Source organism: Microvirga soli (genome assembly GCF_016734765.1).
Lineage (GTDB): Bacteria > Pseudomonadota > Alphaproteobacteria > Rhizobiales > Beijerinckiaceae > Microvirga > Microvirga soli.
Genome location: NZ_JAERQE010000012.1, coordinates 1 through 23,674, shown reverse-complemented (window position 1 = coordinate 23,674; position 23,674 = coordinate 1). Strand labels below are relative to the sequence as shown.

Sequence of the window (23,674 nt, the reverse complement as noted above, 5' to 3'; positions counted from 1 at the left end):
CTAATCCACAGGGCGCCCAAATAGTGTTCATTCCTCCACTCTCCGCATTCCTGCAAAACATGAACACCTCGGCCGAGGAGTTCCACTCGGCCGACCAGCTCACGGTTCCGGCAGATCTGTTTAGGTTTATGCTGCAGCTTCTGCTGACGGCGGGCTCGTTCAACGAGGCCGGCTATCTGCGGGATAATCCAGATGTCGCGGAAGCCGTCAAAAACGGCCAGGTTCGCTCCGCACGTCTGCATTATATCGGCTACGGCTTCTTTGAGGGACGCGCTGGTGCTACACCCGATGTCGACGAGGCTTGGTATCGCGAAACCTATCCTGACATCGACGCGGCGATCCGCGCTGGAAAGATCAATTCGGCCGCCGAGCACTTTATCATGGCCGGCGCGGCCGAAGGCCGAAGCCCGAATGCGAGAGCTCAGCAGGACGCCTATCAGTGGAAGGTCGCGTTTGGCCGCGCACCAGAGCACCAAGAGGAGCAGCCTGCGTAAAGGCTTTTCCAGTAAGGCACCTCGGGCGCAACTTCGTATGTTTGAATTAGGGGCTATCCAGCTGCTGTGGAACGGCTATCGACCTTAGATGCTTTGCGCACTCGATATCACAGGCTGATCGTCGCATTCGGAGCGTTAACCGCCTAAATATCAAACAAGAGAACTTGGATTAGGACGAACTATGCGAATAGCCGCGATCACAATGGTTTATAACGAGAGACTGAAGCTCCCACTTTGGCTCCGACATTATTCGCGGGAGGTTGGCGTCGACAGTTGCTTCGTTGTCGATCATGGGAGCACCGATGGCTCCACCGCCAATCTCGGCGGTGCAAATATCATCAGGCTCCCGCGCTCCCCCCAGAACAACGAGTTACGAACCAAGTTCATTGGCGAACTCACAAATTCCCTGCTGAAATATTACGATTACGTTCTTTACACCGATTGCGATGAACTACTTGTCGCAGACCCACGCAAATACGCTGGGTTGAAGGATTATTGTGAGAGAGTAAGGCCAGAATATGCAACCTCGATCGGACTGGACGTACTACATAAGATAGGGATTGAGGGGGATCTGGATCCCTTTAACCTTATCTCGCTCCAGCGCTCCTATATTCACTATTCATCTGCGATGAATAAACCCAATCTCACATCAACAGAGGTCGTCTGGTCGCCGGGTTTCCATAGTCGACAAACCCCAGCTGTGTTCGACAGTATCTTCCTGTTCCATCTCAGATACGTTGACGTTGGGCACACCCTCGACCGGCTTGCAATCACCCGCTCCATGGACTGGGCCCGCGTTGATGCAGGATCACATCAAAGGGTTCCGGACGACAGCATGGTCTCCATGATGAGAAACTGGGGCAACCTGCCCGTCATCGACGAAGATCCATTTTCCGCGACCGAAGGTATCCTCGCTGGATATCTAAAGGAATTCAAAGAGGCTGAAAAGAAAGGCCATCCGCAGCAGGAAACATACTGGGTCAACACCGTGCTGTTCGGACGAGAGCTTCTGCGCCTGCCGGCGGAATTTCGTGGATCCTTCTGAGACGCCCCCCAGCGGCGGTTCTGTACAAAGAAAAGATCAAGCAAAGGCAGCCTTGGTGAGGACCTGACGGCATTGCTTCGGGCTCACCAATAACAGCTAACTCAGACCAAGATCCGTCAGGTTAGCCAATGGCGGCAGCGACCTGTCATCTTCGGTCGGATCTTGCTTAAGCACCATCAGCCATACCAACAAAAATCGCGAACCATGCAACCGAAACAAAAATTTTTAGAGCTTGCTCGGCCATACTGCGACCTGATGTCCCTCCTGTCAGCTCAAACAGCGAGGCAACCAGGCAAGATCCGCGGAATCGACTTCTATAACAGCGTCGATCTAAGAGTCGCAGTTGCAAACTCATTAGAGATATTTGTCCTCGGAAACGGCTATTTGCCCTCCATCCAAAGTCCTAAGACGTTCAACGAAAAGGTTTTCGCCACCAAATTTCTCGTCCCATTCTCCATACCTTCATTGGCAGATAAGGTTTATGTAAATCAGACTGCGGCAGCTTTGTTTGGCGAAAATCACGTCGCCGAGATCGTGTGGTTCTCAGACACGGCAGAGCAGCTAGAACAAGTTGTCTGGTCTCTTCCAGATGGAATTTACTACTTCAAAGCCAATCATGCGAGCGGAACCAACCTGCGCATAACACTCACCAGTGAAGATCGCACGGCCGTAGCAGAAACGCTTAAGTTGAAAGCTCACGAGTGGTTAAGCGACAATTTCGGCTACGCCTGGGGCGAGTTCCATTACTCGACCTTTCCGAAGAAGATCTTTTTAGAGAAATCCCTTGGAACGAATGACGCTGTCGATTACCGCTTTTTCTGCTTCAAAGGTGAGCCTCGGCTGATTCAGGTCGATCAGAATAGCTATAGTCAGCAAGGTCATACGCGTGATTATTTTGACGTTGATTGGAACCTGATGCCCATCCTCCAGGGCTTTCCTATGAGTTCAGCCCCTCCGCCTTGCCCAAAACATTTAGACACGATGGTCGGAATGGCGAAAGTAATGGCTACAAAATGTGAAATGCCTTTCAGCCGTATAGACTTTTTCTGGTCTCCGGTCTTCGGCGTAAAAGTTGGTGAAGTCACCCTCACACCCACTAATGCGTACAGAGCCTTCAGCCCTGACTTCTGGAACACTAAGGTTGGCGAATGGTGGGAGTATGATAACTCGATCAGGTGACGGGTTATCAGCAGTTCAATTCTCAGTAGGCGCATTCCGCGCGGATGAGCCGCCATCATGCGTGGAGCAGGTTGGTTCGATCACGATTTCAGTGTTTTGACAAATCTGCTGGTCGTTGAATTCAAAGCGCGGAAAGATTCTGGTCGTAATGCTAAACTGCATGCCTTTGAGGCCGTCCTGTCCTTGCTTTGGGCGGGCCCGTTCCGCTGGCTGTCACTGGCGCTAGGAAGGTATTTCGTGTCACCAAGCCGCCAAACAATAAGCCCACCAGAGGGGCGGCTTTGAAGAGCTAGTGAAGAAATGTCCGGCATCTAAACCGTCTTTATCGTGCTCGCCGTCTTTGTCTCTTCAAAGAGTTGGCCAATGTTGAGACGACTGTTTGCATCGCAAACCCACCGGTCGAATGCCCGCCGTACAATTTCATGAGCCAACTCGACACCGTCGAGATTGATCAATCTCTCAATCTCCCCTCGGACTCGCACGATCAATGCCTCTGGCACTTCATCAGGGGTCCCCATAAACTGATTTCCCCAAACGAAAAACTGGCTGAAATCCCTATCGCCTCGACCTCGCGCATGTTTGGCGGCAAATTCCTCAAATGAGCGGCTCCAGTAATGGTTTAACTGCCCGACACTGTATTCGGGGTCTGCACCCACAGAGTTTAGATCGACAGGCTGGAATACCGGGTTTACCAAAATGGAGCCTCCCATCACCCGAGGTTTGTGTGAGAGACCGAATCCAACAACGTCACGGAATCGAGCGACGGTCTTGACGTGCCGATCGGGCTTCGAGCGCTTAAAGCGTTCGAAGTTCAACTGGTCCGACCGCTTCAACACAGCCTCATTGTTGAACCATTTCCAATTCCAGCAGACGCCTGAAACCAAAGCACCCGTCGAATCGCTGGCAGGCACTTTGTCCAGATAATCCGTGATGGTGCCGCAGGCCTCGGTCCCCGACTGCAAGATAAGAAATTCATCCGGATCGGCAAAGAATACCCACTCAAAATCCCTGATCTCAGGCAGAAAGTGAATGGCATGCTCGAATACCTTGGATTGGATTTGATACACCCCCCGAACCACGGTTTCGTTGGGGATGTATGTGATTATCCCATTCCGCTCCAAAGTTCTTAAAAGTTCGTCTGAGTCGTCTTCATTGTCGTTTGCATAAACAAAGAAGTGTTCGACGCCCGCCAAACGATGGTATGCAATCCACTCAAGCAAATTGATCCCCTCGCTGCGAATGGAGGTAAGCATCGCCAACTTACGCGAGGGGCGGCAAGCTGCTCGCGACAGAAAGTTGAGCGTTTGGATCAAACCCCATTCATGGCACCCAAGGCAGAGGAAATCAAATCCCTTGTCTGCATTCACTGGCAGGCGCCTCCCATGCCAAGGGGCCTTGAGGCGTTCTCGGATACTGTCGCTCAGCGCCGCCAAGAAGAGCCCATCAAAACCGCGAGGCACCACCGTGTCGAGAGCGCCGACATGCCCGTCGACGACGGCATCAAGGAGCGGCACCAAGTACCGCATAGCATAATCATTGTGGAAGATCCCCCGGAGCGATTCTTGTAGGAGTTGCCGGCGGTCGCGGCTCAGACCAATCGAAACGAGCCGAGGAATGTCTTTTGAAAGTTGGTGCATAGATAGAGCCTGGTAAGGATCGCGTTGCAGTGAACAAACGCGGGGCTCAACCTTTGCTAGACCCAATTTCATGTCAAGATGATCGCACTCGCGCCAGCAGTCTCACAGCGGATTAATCAGCCTTAGGGCATTGGTGCTTGCCAAAATCTGCTTGGTCGCCTTCGGACGAATTATTGTAATCCTGTACCACCTTAGATCGCGAGCGTCACGAGTTATGCATACTGGCGCTACGGACACGAGCCCAATCTATCTTCAAGTGCCACAACTCAAGGCTGTCATCTCATTCCCGATCGACCGTTCAGGTAGGTCTGCCTTCAGTAATTTCATACCAGCAAGCGCATTGTTGCGACATTTCAGCCCATCCTGCCTTCAAAAGCGTCTTAGAGAGTCTTAGAGGTAAGTTTTGCTACTTCGATAAGGTTGATCCTACAGATCCTAGGTGCGCCGGCGGTGTAGCAGCGAAAACATTGCGGGATTGCTCACCTTAGCTCGGGAAGTTAATAGACATACTCACAACGTTCAGAGGATGGCTCAGCTCATTGAGACTTCCCGATTGGCTGTTCTGGGGCAGGTGGACATGTACTTCGAAGCAATCGTATCAGGCGATGTAAGCCTGGCCTCCGAGGCCAATGTGGGCTTCGGGCACCAAATCTCCTGCGCCGATGAGAATCTAACCACCGTCGAACCCCTTTATCGACGTGAAGCCCTAGCCTTCGAACCTTGCTCGGCGGAAGTGGTTGTACATGAGCGCCATGTGAACCAATCGGTCAAGATGAAACAGCGCAGGTTTTCATATACTATTCCTATACTAATGGCGAACGGGTAATTGGCTCAGGACCTGATATTCGCGTGGGAGCTGCAATAATGTGCCACAGCACCTCCCCTCTTCAGCAGTGATACAAATCAAATACAAGAGCGCCACAATGAGTCAGCTGATCGGCCATACAGAGCGGGTCGAATTCGGGGCCGGGTTCGTTTATCTTTCAGGTTGGGTGGCATATCGCGAAAAAAGCCCCGTTTCCGGACCGGTAACAATCTCGATTCCAGGCTCAAGCACTGGGCTCGTCCCGAAACTTCTCTACCGGCAGGATTTAGAAGCGGCAGGGATCGCCGGCGGGCACGCCGCATTCCAAATCGCAATCCCGCTCCGGGAATCCGGCATTGAGCATCCAGTTGTCGTCGCCTCTATTGACGGCATAGAAACCGCCAATTTGGTCAGTTCCCTGACCAAATTGGCGCGCTTCGTGCCCTTTGGTACAATCGACCGGACTCGGGGCGGTCTCATCGAGGGGTGGGTATTTGATCCAGCCATCCGGCTCTCAGACGCTTCTGTGCGGCTGCTTCTGGATGGAAAGCATGAAGTGCGCTTGAGCCACAATAAGCCGCGCCCCGATGTTCCATACTGGCAAGATGTGTTCGGGTTTGAAGTGCGTCATGAGGATGTCGTTGCACGCATAGCCCAATCCCTCAAAGCCGCTTCGCTCGACAGCCAGAATCATACGCTGACTTTGCTATCAGGCGGCGAAATTATAGCCTCTGTTGATGTCGACCTTGGGTCAGGCGAGCCGATCAGCGAAGAACTCAGTCAATCATCGACTGCTCCATTTCCACCAATTAGTCTTTCTGATGCGCCTCAAAGTCGGACGAAAACCGAAAAGCTTATAAGTCCGGCGGATCCCCACGAGCCGCCCAGTCCTGAGGAGAGGCAGGCGCTCGCTTCTGAGACAGCTAACGCCCCGCTCCCAGCGCAAACACTCACGGCCTATATCGAAACGGTCTTTCGCAGTGGCCGCTCACTGCTGGTGTCGGGCTGGACATCCTGTTCTGACAAATCAGCCGTGACAGGTCCGATTCGCGCAGAACTCATCGGCGTTCAATCCGACTCGATCGTGGTCGGAGCTCTGAACTACCGAGAGGATATCAGGGCAGCTGGAATCGCCGACGGCTATGCAGGCTTCATGGCCGCCTTCCGCCTTGATCGTGAGCAGCCTCTCCCCCAGGCCTTGCGATTGACTCCTTCGGCTGCAATCGAGCCACTCACGATTCAGTTCCCGTCACAGCCTGTTAATCCATCAAGCCACCTTTACGATTTGAGCGTGAGCGAACATGGTCTTCGCGGAGCATTATTGTCCATCGATCAGGACGCGCATCCATCGAGTGTGACCTTGCGCCTCCTGGGCCGATTGGATTTAGCAATCCCGTTAGTGGCCGATAGTGCCGACGCTCGGGCCTGGAGCGCCCATGGAGTTGTACGGTCACACTTTGCAATAAGCTGCAAGGATCTAATCGCCAAAATCCGAGGTCTTGAACCTAGACTCATCTTGGATGAGGACGCACTCTCCTCTGTTGCGTTGATGATCAACGGGCATGCGGCTGTGATCCGTGACATTGCTCTCGTGAGACCAGCCAAAGGCCGCCTCGAGATTGCTCAGGCCGACAGAGTTTCGGGGTGGCTTGTTCCGTCTGAGAAAAGCTCCACCACGCTGGAACTGGATGTCTTGGTCGACGGGGTGCGCTACGCGACATTTCCCGCTGACAGGAACCGCGAGGACCTCGTTCGGGCGGGCCTAACCGATCGGGGTGGTGGTTTCAGGTTTGAGCCGGCGAATCCAAAGTTTGGCGAAAGCAAGGTGACCATCCAGGTTGCCCAGGCTCTGACAACGACCTTCCTTGAGGGCGCGAACGCAACGCTGGACCTCCCGTCAGCGAAATGTGCCGCTCTCGGAAACCTCTTCGCCAATCTCACCCGAGCCCGCGCCGCCGGTGTGTCCGTCATCGTGCCGGTGTATAATGCCGCCGATGATCTCGCCCGCTGTCTCGAGTCGTTGGTGCGCAACACGACCATGCCCTGTCGGCTCATCGTGATCAACGACTGCAGCCCGGATCCCAAGGTCGATGCAATTCTTGCGACCTATCGTGGGCACAGCAACATCGACATTCACCAGAATGAATCGAATCTTGGCTTTACCCGTACCATCAACCGCGGGATCGAGTTGGCTGGCGATGATGACGTTGTTTTCCTGAACTCCGATACCATCGTCACCCCAGGCTGGCTGCAGGGCATGCAGGCTGCGGCCTACAGTGACCTCCGTGTCGCGACCGTGACACCCACCTCCAACAACGCCGGGGCCTTTAACGTTCCGGAAATAGGCGTCGACAATGCCCTCCCTGCTGGCTTCTCCGTCGATGATTTCGCGCGCCTGGTCCGTCACGCGTCAGCGGTATCCTACCCCCGCGTTCCAACCGGCAACGGCTTCTGTCTTTATGTCCGCCGGGATGCGATCAACGAAATCGGCCGCCTGGATGAGGCCGCGTTTCCCGTCGGTTACGGCGAGGAGAACGACTTTTGCATGCGAGCGGGCCGGGCCGGTCTGCTGAACATCATCGACGACCGCACGTTTGTGTATCATAAGCGATCCGCCAGTTTTGGCGACAGCAAGGATGGCCACTATGCGGCCGGACGCGCAGTGATCGAGGCCCGGTACCCCGAATACAAAAGGCTGACCTCGCTGTTTACAACCGGTCCCGAGATCCTCTCGATGCGCTGGCGGGTGCGCAAGGCGATCGTAGAGCTTGGCGATGCGCAGTTGGCCCCGAGACCCCGCTATGCATTCGTGATCTCGACCCAGACGGGCGGAACGCCTCAGACCAACCGCGATCTCATGACGACGCTTGCCGATCGGTATGAGCCATGGGTGCTCCGATGCGACTCGAAAGCCGTCGAGATCTATAGGTATGATCCCACAGGAGACGTGCTTGTCGAAACGGTGACGTTGGCGACCAGGATCGAGCCGGCGCTGCACACCTCGCCCGAGTATAATGATGTTATCGCGTCGATGCTTGTGCGCTATGGCTTCGAGTTCGTCCACATTCGTCACTTGGGCTGGCACGGCATCGACCTCCCGCGTGTATGCCGAACGCTCGGGATCCCGGTGGTTCTGTCGCTCCATGACTTCTACACCACCTGTCCGGCCACGAAGCTGCTGGACGAGAACCGCGTCTACTGCGCTGGGACATGCACGCCGACGGCTGGCGACTGCTCCGTCGAGCTGTGGACATCGGCTCAGTTTCCGCGCCTGAAGCATGGCTTCGTTCATCGCTGGCGAGAAATGTTCGGTCCAGTGCTTGAGACATCGGACGCGCTGGTGACCACAGCAGAGTCAGCCAAAGAGGTGTTTACATCCGTCTATCCGCAGGTTCTCGATAAGGACTTTCGTGTCATCCCTCATGGACGATCTTTCGAGGAGATGTCGCTGGACTCCGAGGAGCCGAACCGTCTGAGCCGGATGCGTATTCTTATTCCCGGGAATATTTCAGCGGCAAAAGGTGCAGAGCTCATCAGCGCCGTTGTGGATGCGGACCGCGGTGAGACGCTCGAATTCCATATTCTTGGCGATCCCGGCAGGCTCAAGGCCCGGGCCGGTCTCGTGGTCCACGGCCGCTACAAGCGAGACGAGTTTGGAGCCCTGGTCAAGGCGATCCGGCCGAACATTGGCGCCGTGTTGTCGGTCTGGCCGGAAACCTATTGTCACACGCTCACGGAGATGTGGGCCACAGGCGTTCCCGTTGTCGGGATCGACTGCGGCGCTGTGGGAGAACGCATTAAGGCCCATGGTGGGGGATGGCTGTTGCCGCTCGGCAGCACAGCGAACGACCTTTACCGGCTCCTGCTCAGCATCCGGGATGATGCAGCGAGTCATCAGGCCTGTGTGGCCGAGATCACGTCTTGGCAGAACGGCTACAGCAGGGTCCACACGATCGACCATATGGGCCTGCAGTACGAGGCTTTGTATCGTGACGTGATCGAACGCAAACGCCCGTTCCACCCGGCAACGGGAAGTGACCTTGGGGCCGCTCCAATCTGAAGACCATCCTCGCCGCGAAACGCTAAGCCCCTTCACCGCCTCTGGAGACAGAAACGGGCGATCCGCAGTGGTCTGGCGTCATTTCCGTTGGAGCGATGCAATCACAATGCTGAACAATGTTGCGCAACCGGATGGCGGCAGAGTGCCACTTTCCGGGCGGTCGAAAAGCTATTATGACGGCTAAATTGGCATTCTGCTGCGGTTTCGGGCAGATGCTTCCAGGTCCATTGCTCTCCAGATTGCGGCTGCTCCGATGCTTGAACGAATTCGCGCCATAATTCAGGCCGCCGCCACCCATGTGACCATGCCGGATAAACCGTTCAGTCCAATCGAGAAGCCCGATGCGGGCGTCGCCCTGTGGAACGTAAGAGACGGCGCCGAGGTCTTGTCGGACGGTATCTGCTCGTTTTCAGATAATGCAAAAATCGTGGCCACGGCTCAGGGGGCGAAGGTTTATCTGTCCGAAAGCGCCGAGTTGGAGGGCACGCACATCATTGCCCAGGGACGGGGTTGCTTGGTCTTCATCGGCCCGGGCTGCCGCCTTCGAAAGGCGACAATCAAGGTCTGGGGTAGCAACTGCGCCTTTATCATCGGAGCCGGCACAACCTGGGAAAGCGGGTCCGGCCTTTGCTCAATGGAGGACCAGTATGTTGTTATCGGCGATGATTGCATGATCTCGAACAGCGTCCTGATCCGCACGGACGACGGCCACGGGATTTTCGACCGCCAGACCCACGAGCGCATCAACACCTCCAAGCCGGTCGTCATTGAACCGCATGTGTGGCTGGGGAATGGCTCACGGGTGAACAAGGGGGCCCGGATCGAGACAGGAGCCATCCTCGCGAGCGCGGCGATCGCCAGCGGCCGCCTTGAGGGGCACTCCATTTATGCGGGCACTCCTGCCAAGAAGCTCAAGAGCGATGTCGCCTGGTCCCGCACCTTCTCATGGGACGACATCCCAGACGACTACCGTTGAACCATCGTGCCCCTGCCGAGGACTTTTCGGCGATCGGCTGAAAGTTGAGGCCGAGATTCAGGCAACGCAACAAGCAACACCAGCGTCTTTGTCTTCGCACTTCCGGTGAGTTCACCCCTCAAATACGATTTGGCCTCACCCCTGCAGCGAGGCGGGTCAGATGACAAAGACAGTCCAGCGAAGGCGATCCTCTCACAGCAGCAAGACCGCTTTCTTGCAGCTGCAGCAAACAATTGAACTCGGCCCCGCCTGGGCCGGCAACAGCGTCAATTGCGTCCCGTACCGGGTCGATGCCGTGCGCACCTACAACGGAGTACGCTACGTCGCCTACTTTGATGACGCCGGCGACATTGTGGTCGCTGGTGTTGATCCGTCGGCAGGCTCCGTTGCAAGGGCCCACATCACCAATTCCCGTAAACCCTATGACGCCCACCAGGCCATCAGCCTTGGCATCGACCCGACAGGCCACCTCCATCTTGCCTTTGGGGCTCATGCGTCGAGCCTCCTCGTGACCCGCTCGCGGTCTGCCGAACTCACGGATGGCTTCGAGGAAATTCGGGAGGATGCAGAGGAAGCCACCTACCCCATGTTCCTGACGCTGAAGGACCAGGGCCTGGTGCGTCTTCACCGTCGAGGGCGGCATAACAAGGGGGCAATTTACGTCGATCGGCTCGCAGGCGACAGCAGGGAATGGACACGATCTGCAACACCCTTGATCAGCGGGCTTGGTCAGCCCTGGTCCTGTGGACCATATCTCAATACTCCGGTTGTCGCGCCCGATGGGTCCGTCCACCTGTTTCTTGTGTGGCGCCTGAATGAGACCGCCACCTCTGCGGGAGCCGTGGTGAATGTTGGATTGGATGCTCTGGTCGCCCAGGATGGGCTCAGGAGCGTCCGGACCCATCGCGGGGTCGAGAGTTCCCTTCCAGTGACCCCCCTGACCTCGGAGAGGGTGATCCCGGTGCCGCTCGGGGCCAGCCTCATCAATCAGGCAGCCGCGGCGCTCCTGCCAACCGGCAAGCCGGCCGCGCTCACTTATTGGGATGCAGGCGATGGCATTCCTCAGTACAGGCTCTGCTGGCTGGAGAACCTGTCATGGCGGACTGCACCCGTCAGTTCGTTTCGAACACCCTTTCGGCTTGACGGTGGAGGGACGCTCCCCCTGCCCCACAGCCGCCCGGAGTTGCTCATTGATCCTACCGGACGAGCCTTGGTGCTTTACCGCAGCCGTGAGGTCAACAATCGCTTGGTTGCACTCCAGCTTGATCCTCCCGACTATGTCCTCAGGCGCGCCCGGCCGCAGACCCTGGTTGATGAGGATCTGGACTTTTATGAACCGATCGTTGACCGAGCCGCGTGGAGCGGCCGGGGCGAGCTTGTGATGTATGTTCAGCGCTGCGCTCAGGGGATGGGTCGTGACGGCCAGGAAGATATAGAGGTGGCCCCTGCCCGCCTGATGACTTGGACGCCCGGTTGAACTGCGTCACGACAGGATCACCCCAGTCTCAACAGGGCTCAACGATATCCGACACCACGAAACCTTTGCTGTTGTTGTCCTAACCTTTTGCTGTGTTGATCGTAGCCGGCTCTGGTTGCCCTAGACTGCGCGCTTGAGGCGAGGCGGCGGGGCGCATGCTCCGCCACCAAGGGGCGGGACGCCATGCACCCATGTCAGACCGCATCGCTGTCTTCACAGAGGAGCGCCCCTGCCGGGGCGTCCCAGCCGAACCGGGAATTCCGTTTTCTTCAGGTGAGCGGAGGCCGGAACCTCGTGCGGCTCGAATCGGACGAATCAGTCCTGTCCGCCAGAGCAGCTCTGCGCCAGTCCAGCGTGAGCCGAGACGATCGATTGGACCTGTTGGGACCGCGCAAGTATTGCGGCATTTTCGCTGCCGATGCCGACCCGGCCCTGACAGTTGATTAGAGTGGTGTCAGGCCGAAACAGTGCCCCCGTTGTCGTTCACATGTACAATCAAGGACATCGCGCGCTTTCCCCTCTATCGCAGGGCTTTGGTAGGCCGCTGTGATACGCGGGTCACACGGTTTGGGGGACCACTCTGATAAGATGCCCCTGCGGCACTCTAGGATTGCTTGCCTGATCCATGAGAGGTATTAGACTTTCTCATAATAAAAGATGAGTGGCTCGGCTTTAACCAAGCTCTTTGGCGATAATTTTTTGGGGCAAATAAGATGCATGTTGCGATGATTGGCGCGGGCTATGTGGGCCTGGTCTCCGGCGCCTGCTTTGCGGATTTCGGCCATGAGGTCTGCTGCGTCGACAAGGATCCGGCCAAGATCGAGGCCCTCAACCGGGGCGAGATCCCGATCTTCGAGCCGGGGCTCGCCGAGCTCGTCGCCAAGAACGTGCGCGAGGGACGGCTGACCTTCACCACCGACTTAGGCCAGGCGGTCAAGAGCGCCGAATCCGTGTTCATCGCCGTGGGCACCCCCTCCCGGCGCGGCGACGGCCATGCGGACCTCTCTTACGTCTACCAGGCCGCCCGCGACATCGCCGCCGCCATCGACGGCTACACGGTGGTCGTGACCAAATCCACCGTGCCGGTCGGCACCGGGGACGAGGTGGAGCGCATTATCCGCGAGGCCCGGGCTGACGCGGATTTCGCCGTGGTGTCCAACCCGGAATTCCTGCGCGAAGGCGCGGCGATTGCCGATTTCAAGCGGCCGGACCGGATCGTGATCGGCACCGAGGACGAGCGCGCCCTGAGCGTGATGAACGACATCTACCGCCCGCTCTACCTCAACCAGTCGCCGGTGCTCGCCATGTCCCGGCGCACGGCGGAGCTGACGAAATATGCGGCGAATGCGTTTCTCGCCACCAAGATCACCTTCATCAACGAAATCGCGGATCTGTGCGAGCACGTGGGCGCCAACGTGCAGGATGTGGCCCGGGGCATCGGGCTCGACAACCGCATCGGCTCCAAGTTCCTGCACGCGGGCCCCGGCTATGGCGGCTCGTGCTTCCCGAAGGACACGCTCGCCCTGATCAAGACGGCGCAGGACCATGAGGCGCCGATCCGGATCGTGGAGACGGTGGCGGCGGTCAACAGCCAGCGCAAGCGCGCCATGGGCCGCAAGGTGATCGCGGCCTGCGGCGGTTCCGTGCGCGGCAAGACGGTGGCGGTGCTGGGGCTGACCTTCAAGCCGAACACCGATGATATGCGCGACGCGCCCTCCATCGACGTGATCACGGCACTCCAGGATGCCGGCGCCCGGGTGAAGGCCTACGATCCGGAGGGCATGGAAGCCGCCCGGTCCATGCTGACGGACGTGACTTACACAAAGGACGCCTACGACTGCGCCCGCGGTGCCGATGCTCTGGTGCTCGTGACCGAGTGGGATACGTTCCGGGCCCTGGACCTGCGCCGCCTGAAGGAGGCCCTGGCCGAGCCTGTAGTGGTCGACCTGCGCAACGTCTACCGGCCGGACGAGATGAAAAAACACGGATTTGTCTATGTCAGCGTGGGACGATCGAGCGATCCCGCCCCCGCTTGGCATCAGAGTATTGCAGCCGAGTGAGTAGGCCGGAACGTTGGCCTCGGTGCCAACAGCCGACCATTCCTCAGCGACCTCATTTATAGCGGCGTGCAACAGCCATTCGCCTGAGCAAGGGCTTGATTTTCATGACCAAGATTGAAGTGATGTCGATAAAGGGCAAGATCGACCGCACCCTGAAGAACGCTCTGCACGGGTGGATCTGGGATGCCAACCACCCAACCGAGCCCCTTGTCGCTCAGGTCAGTATTGATGGCGCTGTCATCGGCTCTGTGAAAGCGAACAGAAGCCGAAAGGACTTGCTCCGTGCAGGGATTGGAAGCGGCGCCCATGCATTCGAACTGCCCCTCCCGCTGCAGCTGTGTGATGGTCGGACGCATCAGGTGACGCTTGAGGCTGTGGCTGCTGATGGGCGTGCCATCCTTGTGGATGCTCGAACTGTTCTGCTTGAGGGTCAACTTCCATCTCAAACGATCCGTGGGCGATTGGAGGGACTGCGGGACGGCAAGATCATTGGCTGGGTCTGGGATGAGCAGCATCCCACGTCGCGTGTTCCGGTCGAGTTACATGTCAATGGAGTTGTCGTCGCCAAAGTCGCAGCCGATCGGAAGCGGAGCGATCTGGTAAAAGCTAATATCGGCGATGGCCGACATGCCTTCCAGGTTGCCCTCAGCAGCATACCGATGGACGTCAGCAAGCCCGCAGAGGTGCACATCGCAGTTCAAACCGCCGAGGGATCTGCCCTGCTCGGCAGCATTCTCCTGCCCGATGGCACTCTCTCTTTAGGAACGGTGTCGTCCTCTCGTGGATCGAGAGCCCAAACTGATCCCACTGATAAACTAGCTCGTTCCGACGAGAAGAGCTCCGATGACACTCCGGCTGAGAAGAAAACTCAACCGGAATTAGCCGCTCCTGCCAGCCAAAAGATTGACTGGAAGGTGCTTGCATCTCGCTTCTTCGATGCAGAATGGTATGCCGATCAAGCTCCGGACGGTGTCGGGGGATCGAAGGCGCCGTTCGACCACTGGTGGAATCATGGACGGCATAAGGGCTTGAGCCCGCATCGCCTGTTTGATCATGCCTTTTATGCGAAGCAAGTTGGCGACAAGTCCATCCAGAATAAGGATTTGTTTCTGCATTTCCTGCACAACGGCCACAGGATCGATGCAGACCCGCACCCCTGCTTCTCAATGGCATGGTATCGCTCACGTTACGAGACGCGAGATCATCAGCACCCTTGGATAGATTACCTGCTGAACGGGCAGAATGGCGCTCGGGAACCAAACTGGCTGTTCTCTCATAGCCTCGTCGCAAGGCTTTTCGACCTTGGGAGCAATACGCAGCGAACTCCGCTCGAGACTTATCTCGCCCAACACAGCGGCTCTGCTCAATCCCCGCACCCGTTGCTCGATCTGACTCTCGTCGTCCGTCACAACAAGGATGTAGATGCCTCTCGGGCGTACGAGACATTCTGGACCGCTTACCGCGGCCGGGAAATTCGGACCCACCTTTACTTCGATCCCCGCTACTACCTACGGCAAGTGACCGGTCGTGCGACCACATTCCGGGCTCTCGCAGATTACATCTTGCATGGAGAAAAAGACGGTCTGCTGCCGATCCCGCTTTTCCACCCAGATTGGTACAAGGGACATTATGGCAGCCCGGAGCGGCATAACTCAGCTTTAGAGGAGTTTGCCGATACTGGGGAAAAGCTTCAGCGGCATCCGTGTCCTGGGTTCGATCCACGCTATTATCTCGAACGCCATGCGGACGTCGCGAGAGCGCGTCAAGCGCCGCTGCGTCATTTCATTACCTCGGGGCAGCGTGAGGGCCGGCGTCCCCATCCACGGTTTGACCTGAAATGGTACGCTGAGCAGATTCCGGCTGAAGCGAAAGAAAAGGCATTCGAGTATTTTCTCGAGACAGGGCGCGCCGCAGGACATGCGCCGCACCCTGCGGTTCAGGTCGAGCCGCGGGGGCGAGCGTCAGAGGCTCTAACAGCGTTTCTTGAACCAAATCCGTCTCGATCGACTGTTGTCCCAGGCATCCAGACGGTTTTTACCGAGGGCAACACGCCACCACATAACGGCATCTTGCCGCCCGTGAATGGTCAGGCCTGGCTGGTTGATCGCTTCGAACGCGAAGCCCACGCTGGAACAACCTTCACGGCCAACCGTGCCAAACGGTGGGAGCCAATCGCGCGTCAGTACGCTGTCTTCAATGAGACGGCCGCAGAGAAATACGCCCGGGATATCGACGCCCAGTTTGGCCCCTCCGAGAGGCCCCTTCCCCTGGTCTCAGTGATCATGCCGACGCGCAATCGTGCCAGCGTTCTGAAGCGCGCGATCCGTTCCGTGTTGAGCCAAACTCACGCCAACCTTGAGCTTATTGTCGTTGACGACGGAAGCACAGACGGCACAGAAAAGCTTCTGCGGACACACATACCTGATCCACGGGTCGTTTACATCCCGATTGCCGCAAGCGGCGTCAGTGCCGCACGCAATGAGGGAATCCGGAGGGCCCGTGGCGAGTACATTGCATACCTAGACTCAGATAACTACTGGGAACCGCGCCACCTTGAGATCACCCTCAAAGCAATGATCCTCAAGCAGGCCGCGGCGGCTTACTCTACCTTACGGGTTTTCAACGCCGCCGGCACTGTCGTGTACCGCGGCGACGTGTTCAATCTCGACGCCCTGCGTCGTGAAAACTACATCGATATGAACGTGTACGTTCATCATCGCCGCTTCGTCGATGACGGGATTGCCTTCGATGAAAATCTGCGGCGTTGCGTCGACTGGGACCTGATCCTGCGCATCAGCAAGATTGCAGACCCCCTGTTTGTTCCTGTGATCGGCTGCAACTACGTGGACGACAATGATACCTTGGAGCGCATCACGACGAGCGAGCTGTCCGGCGACTTCTACAAAGTCTGTCAAAGAAATATCAATCTTGATCCTCATATCGTCGGAACAGCGCCTGCCGGGGAGTGTTCTGTTTCGATCGTCTGGCCGATCTCCAACGCGGATTGGGCCGCGATTACGGATGATCTCTGGGCAGCGGTCCGGCACGTTGTCGAGTCCGGTCACGAGTTGATCATCGTCAACAATGCCTTGACCTTCGCCGCCACAAACCTCCTCAATGCCCTGGCACGGCAGACAAGGCATGTGCGGGTAATCAATCTCTGGCGCTCCTTCCAGGAATATCCCGCGGCAAACCTGGCCGCGTCCATTGCAAAGGGACACCACCTCCTGGTGTGGCGGTCCGGCGTCACCTATGAGGCCAGCGCCGTAGACGACTTTGTGCGGGTGGCAGGCCAGCGACCCTCCGCATTGGCACTCCCCCTTGTGGTTGATCCAGCGACCGTCGTCGTGAATGAGCTCGCGCGCCTGGACCTTACGTCAGCTCTCCTCCTGCCTACCTTAACTGGTCAATCGGACCTGCCGAGAGCTGGACAAATCCACGGCATCATTCCGGTGACCTCGCCTGTCCTGATCCATGCCCAGACGTTCCGAGAGCTCGGCGGCTTTGAAGCCGACTTCGCCGTCACATATGGTCTTGCTGACTTTGCCGCTCGGCTCCTGAGTGCGGACCCTCGTGCAACCGTCGTCCATCTCGACACCCGCCTGAGCGCCAACAAGAAGCTTTCGCCGGCATCATCGCAGAACGAGTACCTTAAGGAGCTCGATGCGTTGAAGGAGCGATGGCTTGGAAAGCTGCGCATCGAGCCGAGCCTTCCGGAAGGCTTTGCCTTGCGTGATCCGCGCAAGAGGCCAACCTCGGTGGTAAACTGGAATCTTCTTCCTGATACCCACAGCGGCAGCGCGCTGGTCGCACCAGCCGTTTCCCGGCCACTGGTGTTTGCGTTGCGGTGCCCCGCCCCGAACTCTCCTGAAAAAGACTCCTGGGGGGACTACCATTACGCACAATCGATCATTGCAGCGCTGGAAGACTATGGTCATTCAGGCGTTATTGAGTTTCGTGATGACTGGAGCGAGGAGAGTTCGGCTGGCGATGTCGTCCTGCACATTCGCGGCATCGTGGACGTGAAGCCGGTCAAGAGCGCCCTCAATGCCATGTGGGTGATCAGCCATCCCGACAAGATTCGGCCCGACGAGTACGCGGCCATGGATGCTGTTTTTGCGGCAGGGTACCAACTCAAGGCTCACCTTTGGCAGGTTCTCGGCGTTGACTCGCACCTGCTGCTGCAAGCAACCGATCCGGCGCGGTTCTGCGTTGATCGGGTCAGGCCAGTCGACGCGGTCTCCGGAAAGGTTCTGTTTGTCGGCAATTCTCGCCTCCAGCCGCGAACCATCGTGTTGGATTCCGTACAGCAAGGGCTGCCCTTAGTGGTGTATGGAAAGGACTGGGATCCGTTCCTTCCTTCTCACTACGTGCGCGGTGAGTACATTCCAAACGAGGACCTCGGCAACTGGTACGGGTCAGCGGCCGTGGTCCTGAATGATCACTGGCTGACGATGCGGGAGTACGGAATCATCTCGAATCGAATCTTCGATGTCGTTGCGGCTGGTCGGCCTGTTATCACGGACTTCGTTGAAGGGCTGGATCAGATCTTCGGCGATGCCGTGCGGACGTATTCCGACAGCTCCAAGCTTCCTGCGCTGGTCGAAGGCCTTCGTGGCTTTGACGGCTCAAAAGTCTCGCGCCATGTCCGGGAGAAGCATTCATTCAAGGCCCGGACTGCTGAGATTCTGGATCACCTTAACATCAGCAAGCGCTGAGCAGAGTTTTTCGATGACCAACGTGACACCCATCTGCTTTTACCTGCCGCAGTTCCATACTACGGCCTTCAATGATGAGAATTGGGGCGCTGGCTTCACCGAGTGGACCAACGTCGCACGCGGCACCCCGCGCTATCCTGGCCATGCCCAACCGAGGATTCCGGGTGAGCTCGGCTTCTATGATCTGCGGCATCGCCCTGTTTTTGCCGAGCAGATTGCCCTGGCGCAAGCGTATGGCATCTATGGTTTCTGTTTTTATTACTACCGCTTCGGTGAACAGCGGGAACTCGATATGCCTGTCCGCTCGCTGTTGTCGAGCCCTCATCCGAACCTACCGTTCTGCCTGTGCTGGGCGAACGAAAGTTGGACTCGGGCCTGGGACGGTCGGAGCGATCAGCTGATCCGGGAGCAGACCTACGATGAAGTCACGTTGACAGGTTTGATCGACGACTTGGCCTCAGCCATGGCGGATCCGCGCTATATCCGGGTGAATGGCCGTCCTGTGTTTCTGATCTATCAAACCGAGCACCTTCCGAGCCCGGTTGGGGAGTGGATTTCGGAGTTTCGGGCGCGCCTGAGGGAAAAAACGGCAGCGGACGTTATGCTTGGTGGGGTCTACTCCCATGGCTTCAAACCTGAGATGGCGAAGTTGCTCGATTTCGTGGTTCAGTTTCCGCCGCATCGGGTTCCCAGAGCGCAGAAGCGGGCGTTGCTCGATCCGGCGGCCTTAAATGTGTTTGAGCCGGAGCGTGGAGATTACTTCGAAGCCTATGACGCTGTACGCGATGCGAGCCTTGCTGGTCTCAATCTCATTGAGAACCTTGTGCCCGGCATTTGCCCAGACTGGGATAACTCGTCGCGCCGCCCGAAGAACGCACACGTCCTAGTAGGAAGTACGCCTCATAAATTCGAAGGGTGGACCCAAAAGGCAGTTGAAGCATCAATCATAAGAGCTCGCGCCGGAAAGATCCCCGCACCGTTCCTCTTCATTAACGCGTGGAACGAGTGGGCAGAGGGTGCAGTACTTGAACCGACTTGGGCACATCAGCGAGCCTACTTAGAAGCCTTTCATCGAGGATTGGTATCTGTCCAAGGCGAAGACGACAAGTTTGTTGAGGCACTTTCTGCGTGATACCATTAACGCATCAACCTTGTTCTAGTTTCTGAAAGCTCAGAAACGCCCAGTCCAACGACTTGATCTGCGACAGGAGCCGAAGAAACAGCTGATAGTCATTGAGGCGGCCATCCGCAGTCCGCCAAGCCATTGTCGTCGGCGGTGTGTAGCCGTTTGGTGTGCCAAGTGCGCGAGCAAGGCCGAGCACCGGTAAGTCGTAGCTAATCCCGCAGGTGCTGGGGGCTATGGCCTGCTGGCGCAGCACAATCCCGGTGCCAAGGAGCGCGTTGCGGTAAAGTAATGTAACGGGCGCTAGTTCTTGGATAAGTTCCGGATTGGCTCTGACGACAGCGACTTAGTGCGAGTGGCTTCTGTGCTGGAGAGATGCGATCGGAAATTCCGGGCCATGTCATAACGATTGAATAGCGCTAGACCGAAGACGAAGGGACTTTGTGCCCACGGTTGCCGAGGAACGCTTCGGGTCTGCGAACCGTCTGCCGGAGACCATCGGGCGAGCCTCTGACAACGGATCGAGCCACATCACGCCCGAGACAAAGGGTCTGCGTGGAGACGTAGGAGAAGCGGATCTAGCTAGACCAGAGTTCCCATAGCGATGACGTAATGGAAGTCTTCATACGCACGGTTAAGCATGACTTCGTCGGAACGAGCCCAACCGCTGAGGCTAATTCGGTTCTGAAGAACCTGTCGATGTGTGTTGAGAGGGACAACAACCTTCATCTCACAAGACGCTTGGTTATCGTTCCCAAGTAAATTGATCCTCTCACATCAATCAGGGCGTCCCTGTCTCACTTTCGAGGTGCGGCGCCACAACAGCGTCAATGTTCTAGGAAAGATGATCCAGTCATGAAGGAAAACTTCATCCAGCACACTGAAGATAGCGTGCATCAGGAACTAGTTTCAGAAAAAGAGTTATTAGAATGCGTTTGGCGTCTATCCCATTCGACAGGGCACATTGCGACAGAAGCTTTAAGATTTCTTCCTAACGGGAAGATTGGCGGGTACCTTCACGAAAATGAGACCTTCTGGCGTCTGGATGGTGGTTACCTGCTTCTAGTTCACAAAGATGGTCAAAGGGTAAGCACACATTTCACTGAAGTCAGACGAGAAGCCGGAATTTTAAGGTTGCGCGGATTGTTCCTTTTGAACAAAGCAAATCTTTTCATGCACCTCGACCAGCAGACATGGGAAAATCGACCGCGGCTTCCAAATAGCACAAAGCAGCATTTCGAAAAGCAAAGATCAATTTACGGATGGAATATCGGTGATCATACTTACGGCCGCCCCACCGTGTTCGAGGAACAACAGGCTAAACTAACCATTGGCAAATATACGTCCATCGCGGGTGGCACTACAATCGCCCTTGGAAACCATAGAACAGATTTCGTTAGTACATATCCATTCGCCACACTTCGGAAGTATTGGTCATCCATACCCGTAGGTGTGAATGACCATTCAACGAGGGGCGATGTTACGATTGGGAATGATGTATGGATCGGCTCAGGCGCATTCATCGGATCCGGGGTAACGGTCGGCGACGGAGCAGTGATCGGAGCCCACTCCGTTATAACGAAAGACGTTCCTCCTTATGCTATCGCAGTTGGAATTCCAGCTGCCGTTATCCGTTATCGTTTCACTCCCGATATTGTCGAACACCTTCTTTCGTTGCGCTGGTGGGATTGGCCCGACCAGCAGGTCGATGAGTTCCTCCCACTGATACTATCTGATGACATCAGAGCTTTTTTAAGCGCAGCTCAATTGAGGTGAGAAGGAAGCCGACCAGCTTCGCGTGGTCGCCAAGGGGACCAGAGCAATTAAGTAAAATCTGAGTGCCCGTTTAAGAGTCACTAGTAGGTGCAGAACCTCGTAGCCTGCCCCCGCTGCATGCGCCTGCATCTTGCGCCGATTCCAATCGCGAGTTGTATGGAACTTCGGACAGAGCGACCTCCAGTAACATTATGATGATTAGGTCAGGCTTTGCAGTCAATCGTCACTCTTGAAACTGATGCCTGTTGGAGCGTCTTCCAGCCGTCAATTTTGCGCATGGTGATCTCACCAGATGCGAGCAGAACCCAGAACAGCATGGCGGCGGTGGCGGGTTTTAAACCGGCGCAGGTCAAATCATGTCTATAGTCCTCCGCGACCAGGTCAATGCAAGGGGATCAGCGTCGATTGGTGTCATCCGCTCAATGGAAGTCTCCAGCAGACCCTTGGAGCTATTGCGTCTTTCTCTACAGGGGCTTAGTGGTAGAGTGAACGCTGCTTTGCGAGCTTCATACAACGCGGGCAGCCACGTCAAATGAATAGCTGGAATGGAAATATGGAAGTTTTCGAACTAGGGCCCTTGGCTGGCGGGCTTAACAACCAAAAGATGAGTATCGCTGGCCTATTCGCAACGGCAATTGAGCGAAATGGGAAGGTGCGAATTCCGGATCATGTTTTTGACTTTACGCCGATGGCTGGAAAGTCACCGTCCGAGTCTGACACGCTCCAGATTTGGGAAGCCTTCGATCAGAACACATTTCTGAACAGCATCCCGGAAAACTTGTTGACTGAGAAGCCAGCAACCGAAGTGCTGTCATTTAATGATTGCTTTCCCGCTGGCGCGAAGGCGCTGACCCGAGCAGCAAAACCTAATTTTGATCCTGAAGAAGATAAAGCCGCCTCGGCAGCGATAACTGTTACCGCTAACTTGGTTCCCACACAACAGCTACAGCAGGTCGCAGCAGACATCACAGGGCATTTTGACCTAAGCAGAGTAACCGCTCTACAGCTCCGAATTGAACGTGACTGGCAGGAACACCTAATTAGGAAATTCGGATCGGTTGAACTTACACGCGACAATGAGCACGTGACCGTCGATGTTGATAAAATCTTTAGCAAAATTGCTAACACCCCAGAGCTGAGTGGAGTCGACAGGATTTGGGCCTGCTGTGACGAAGACGATCTGCTAATAGAGAAGTCATCAATCAAAGTTGCTGCGGCCAATTATGGTTTTAAGATCGAGTTCAAATCGGATTTGCCTGATGGAATCGACTATCCAGAGTCGCGTTTGAAACGATCCCTCATTGACTTCCAGATAGCGATGAACCTAAGGAATTATGTCGGGTTAAGTTTGTCTACCTTCTCAAATATACTTCTTATTGTAGCAAGACATAATAAAAACCATGAACTGAACCACTTCATATACAACGTTGTAGGCGACCGCTGCAAGAAGCGCACCTAAAAAATTCTATTACATCATTGGTGGAGACGTCGACGGGAGCAAAGTCTGAAAGGCCACAGTCCACCGTTCAAGCTCCCCCTTTGCATTCTCCCATCTACCTCCTCGCGGGTAAGCTTTAAGCTTGACTCATCTGAAAGTGCGACCTTTTGACCATGCATCTATCATCAAACCTAAAGCGCTGTGCGAGTGCCTTAGGTTTGGTCATTGCACTCCAAATCGCTAAGCACCTCGAGGTGATCTGACTTGAAGCTCTACTCCGTGCCGTTGTCGTCTCCCTTATCCCCGGTACCGAGCGGCAAACTGTTGAGAATGATCCTGAATGCGTGGTGAACCCCGAACACTGATGGACTTGTCGCGCCAAGCCCGAAGCCGCGGTGATCGGACCGCATCGCTTTGCCATCTCCGAGCCGCTCTAGCCGCCGATCCCAATCAGATTTCCTTCAAAATCGAGGTCGCAGCAGATCTGCGCGAGCTCGGCCGGCTGGATGAGGCGGAAGCAGTTCTCCAGGAGATCCTCAAACAGGCTCCGCAGCACGCCGGTGCACGCATATGGCTTGGTCACGTGGCTCGCAGGCGTGGAGATCGCGCTGCAGCCCTGACCTACTTCGAAGCCGCTGCTGAACTGGAGCCACATAACTTACCCGTGAAGCTGGAGGTCGCAGCAGATCTGCGCGAGCTCGGCCGGCTGGATGAGGCGGAAGCAGTTCTCCAGGAGATCCTCAAACAGGCTCCGCAGCACGCCGGTGCACGCATAGCGCTCGGTCACGTGGCTCGCAGGCGTGGAGATCGCGCTGCAGCCCTGACCTACTTCGAAGCCGCTGCTGAACTGGAGCCACATAACTTACCCGTGAAGCTGGAGGTCGCA

The 23,674-nt window shown here is 56.4% G+C and carries 13 protein-coding genes; 12 read left to right on the top strand and 1 reads right to left on the bottom strand.

The features are described 5' to 3' along the window. Positions 1 to 59 precede the first annotated feature (59 nt). From JKL45_RS12545 to JKL45_RS12535, 3 genes are all read left to right on the top strand, one after another. Entirely contained in the window at positions 60 to 494 is a 435-nt protein-coding gene (locus JKL45_RS12545) for a hypothetical protein (RefSeq protein WP_201861475.1), read from the top strand. A 202-nt stretch (positions 495 to 696) separates the two neighbouring features. After that, positions 697 to 1,539, top strand: a complete 843-nt coding sequence (locus JKL45_RS12540) for a glycosyltransferase family 2 protein (protein ID WP_201861474.1) — start codon at positions 697 to 699, stop codon at positions 1,537 to 1,539. Positions 1,540 to 1,743: 204 nt separating this feature from the next. Further along, the gene (locus JKL45_RS12535; RefSeq protein ID WP_201861473.1) at positions 1,744 to 2,718 is read left to right on the top strand and encodes an ATP-grasp fold amidoligase family protein; all 975 of its coding nucleotides are present in this window, start codon (positions 1,744 to 1,746) and stop codon (positions 2,716 to 2,718) included. A gap of 311 nt (positions 2,719 to 3,029) precedes the next feature. On the opposite strand, the gene JKL45_RS12530 is transcribed toward JKL45_RS12535, so the two are convergent. After that, the gene (locus JKL45_RS12530; protein ID WP_201861472.1) at positions 3,030 to 4,427 is read right to left on the bottom strand and encodes a glycosyltransferase family 2 protein; all 1,398 of its coding nucleotides are present in this window, start codon (positions 4,425 to 4,427) and stop codon (positions 3,030 to 3,032) included. Positions 4,428 to 5,278: 851 nt separating this feature from the next. On the opposite strand from JKL45_RS12530, the gene JKL45_RS12525 reads away from it, so the two are divergent. The 9 genes from JKL45_RS12525 to JKL45_RS12485 all read left to right on the top strand — a co-directional run. Then, positions 5,279 to 9,220 (top strand): glycosyltransferase, encoded by a 3,942-nt coding sequence (locus JKL45_RS12525; protein ID WP_201861471.1) that lies wholly within the window; start codon positions 5,279 to 5,281, stop codon positions 9,218 to 9,220. Between the two features lie 253 nt (positions 9,221 to 9,473). Beyond that, positions 9,474 to 10,196 (top strand): acyltransferase, encoded by a 723-nt coding sequence (locus JKL45_RS12520; protein ID WP_201861470.1) that lies wholly within the window; start codon positions 9,474 to 9,476, stop codon positions 10,194 to 10,196. A gap of 214 nt (positions 10,197 to 10,410) precedes the next feature. Continuing rightward, positions 10,411 to 11,673 (top strand): BNR-4 repeat-containing protein, encoded by a 1,263-nt coding sequence (locus tag JKL45_RS12515; protein ID WP_201861469.1) that lies wholly within the window; start codon positions 10,411 to 10,413, stop codon positions 11,671 to 11,673. A gap of 713 nt (positions 11,674 to 12,386) precedes the next feature. After that, positions 12,387 to 13,733, top strand: coding sequence for a UDP-glucose dehydrogenase family protein (locus JKL45_RS12510; protein WP_201861468.1), 1,347 nt, complete (start codon positions 12,387 to 12,389; stop codon positions 13,731 to 13,733). Positions 13,734 to 13,837: 104 nt separating this feature from the next. After that, positions 13,838 to 18,451: a glycosyltransferase gene (locus tag JKL45_RS12505; protein ID WP_201861467.1), complete on the top strand. Its 4,614-nt coding sequence runs from the start codon at positions 13,838 to 13,840 to the stop codon at positions 18,449 to 18,451. Positions 18,452 to 18,464: 13 nt separating this feature from the next. Then, complete coding sequence (locus JKL45_RS12500; protein WP_201861466.1) at positions 18,465 to 19,583, top strand: glycosyltransferase WbsX family protein; 1,119 nt, start codon at positions 18,465 to 18,467, stop codon at positions 19,581 to 19,583. 846 nt (positions 19,584 to 20,429) lie between these two features. Further along, complete coding sequence (locus JKL45_RS30485) at positions 20,430 to 21,350, top strand: CatB-related O-acetyltransferase (RefSeq protein WP_281401761.1); 921 nt, start codon at positions 20,430 to 20,432, stop codon at positions 21,348 to 21,350. A 553-nt stretch (positions 21,351 to 21,903) separates the two neighbouring features. After that, positions 21,904 to 22,809, top strand: coding sequence for a hypothetical protein (locus tag JKL45_RS12490; protein ID WP_201861465.1), 906 nt, complete (start codon positions 21,904 to 21,906; stop codon positions 22,807 to 22,809). 319 nt (positions 22,810 to 23,128) lie between these two features. Then, on the top strand, positions 23,129 to 23,674 hold a 546-nt coding region (locus JKL45_RS12485), incomplete at its 3' end, for a tetratricopeptide repeat protein (RefSeq protein ID WP_201861464.1).

Coding starts and splice junctions, on each gene's coding strand:
- JKL45_RS12545 (WP_201861475.1), top strand. CDS start 60: ATGAACACCTCGGCCGAGGAGTTCCACTCGGCCGACCAGCTCACGGTT.
- JKL45_RS12540 (WP_201861474.1), top strand. CDS start 697: ATGGTTTATAACGAGAGACTGAAGCTCCCACTTTGGCTCCGACATTAT.
- JKL45_RS12535 (WP_201861473.1), top strand. CDS start 1,744: ATGCAACCGAAACAAAAATTTTTAGAGCTTGCTCGGCCATACTGCGAC.
- JKL45_RS12530 (WP_201861472.1), bottom strand. CDS start 4,427: ATGAAATTGGGTCTAGCAAAGGTTGAGCCCCGCGTTTGTTCACTGCAA.
- JKL45_RS12525 (WP_201861471.1), top strand. CDS start 5,279: ATGAGTCAGCTGATCGGCCATACAGAGCGGGTCGAATTCGGGGCCGGG.
- JKL45_RS12520 (WP_201861470.1), top strand. CDS start 9,474: ATGCTTGAACGAATTCGCGCCATAATTCAGGCCGCCGCCACCCATGTG.
- JKL45_RS12510 (WP_201861468.1), top strand. CDS start 12,387: ATGCATGTTGCGATGATTGGCGCGGGCTATGTGGGCCTGGTCTCCGGC.
- JKL45_RS12505 (WP_201861467.1), top strand. CDS start 13,838: ATGACCAAGATTGAAGTGATGTCGATAAAGGGCAAGATCGACCGCACC.
- JKL45_RS12500 (WP_201861466.1), top strand. CDS start 18,465: ATGACCAACGTGACACCCATCTGCTTTTACCTGCCGCAGTTCCATACT.
- JKL45_RS30485 (WP_281401761.1), top strand. CDS start 20,430: ATGAAGGAAAACTTCATCCAGCACACTGAAGATAGCGTGCATCAGGAA.
- JKL45_RS12490 (WP_201861465.1), top strand. CDS start 21,904: ATGGAAGTTTTCGAACTAGGGCCCTTGGCTGGCGGGCTTAACAACCAA.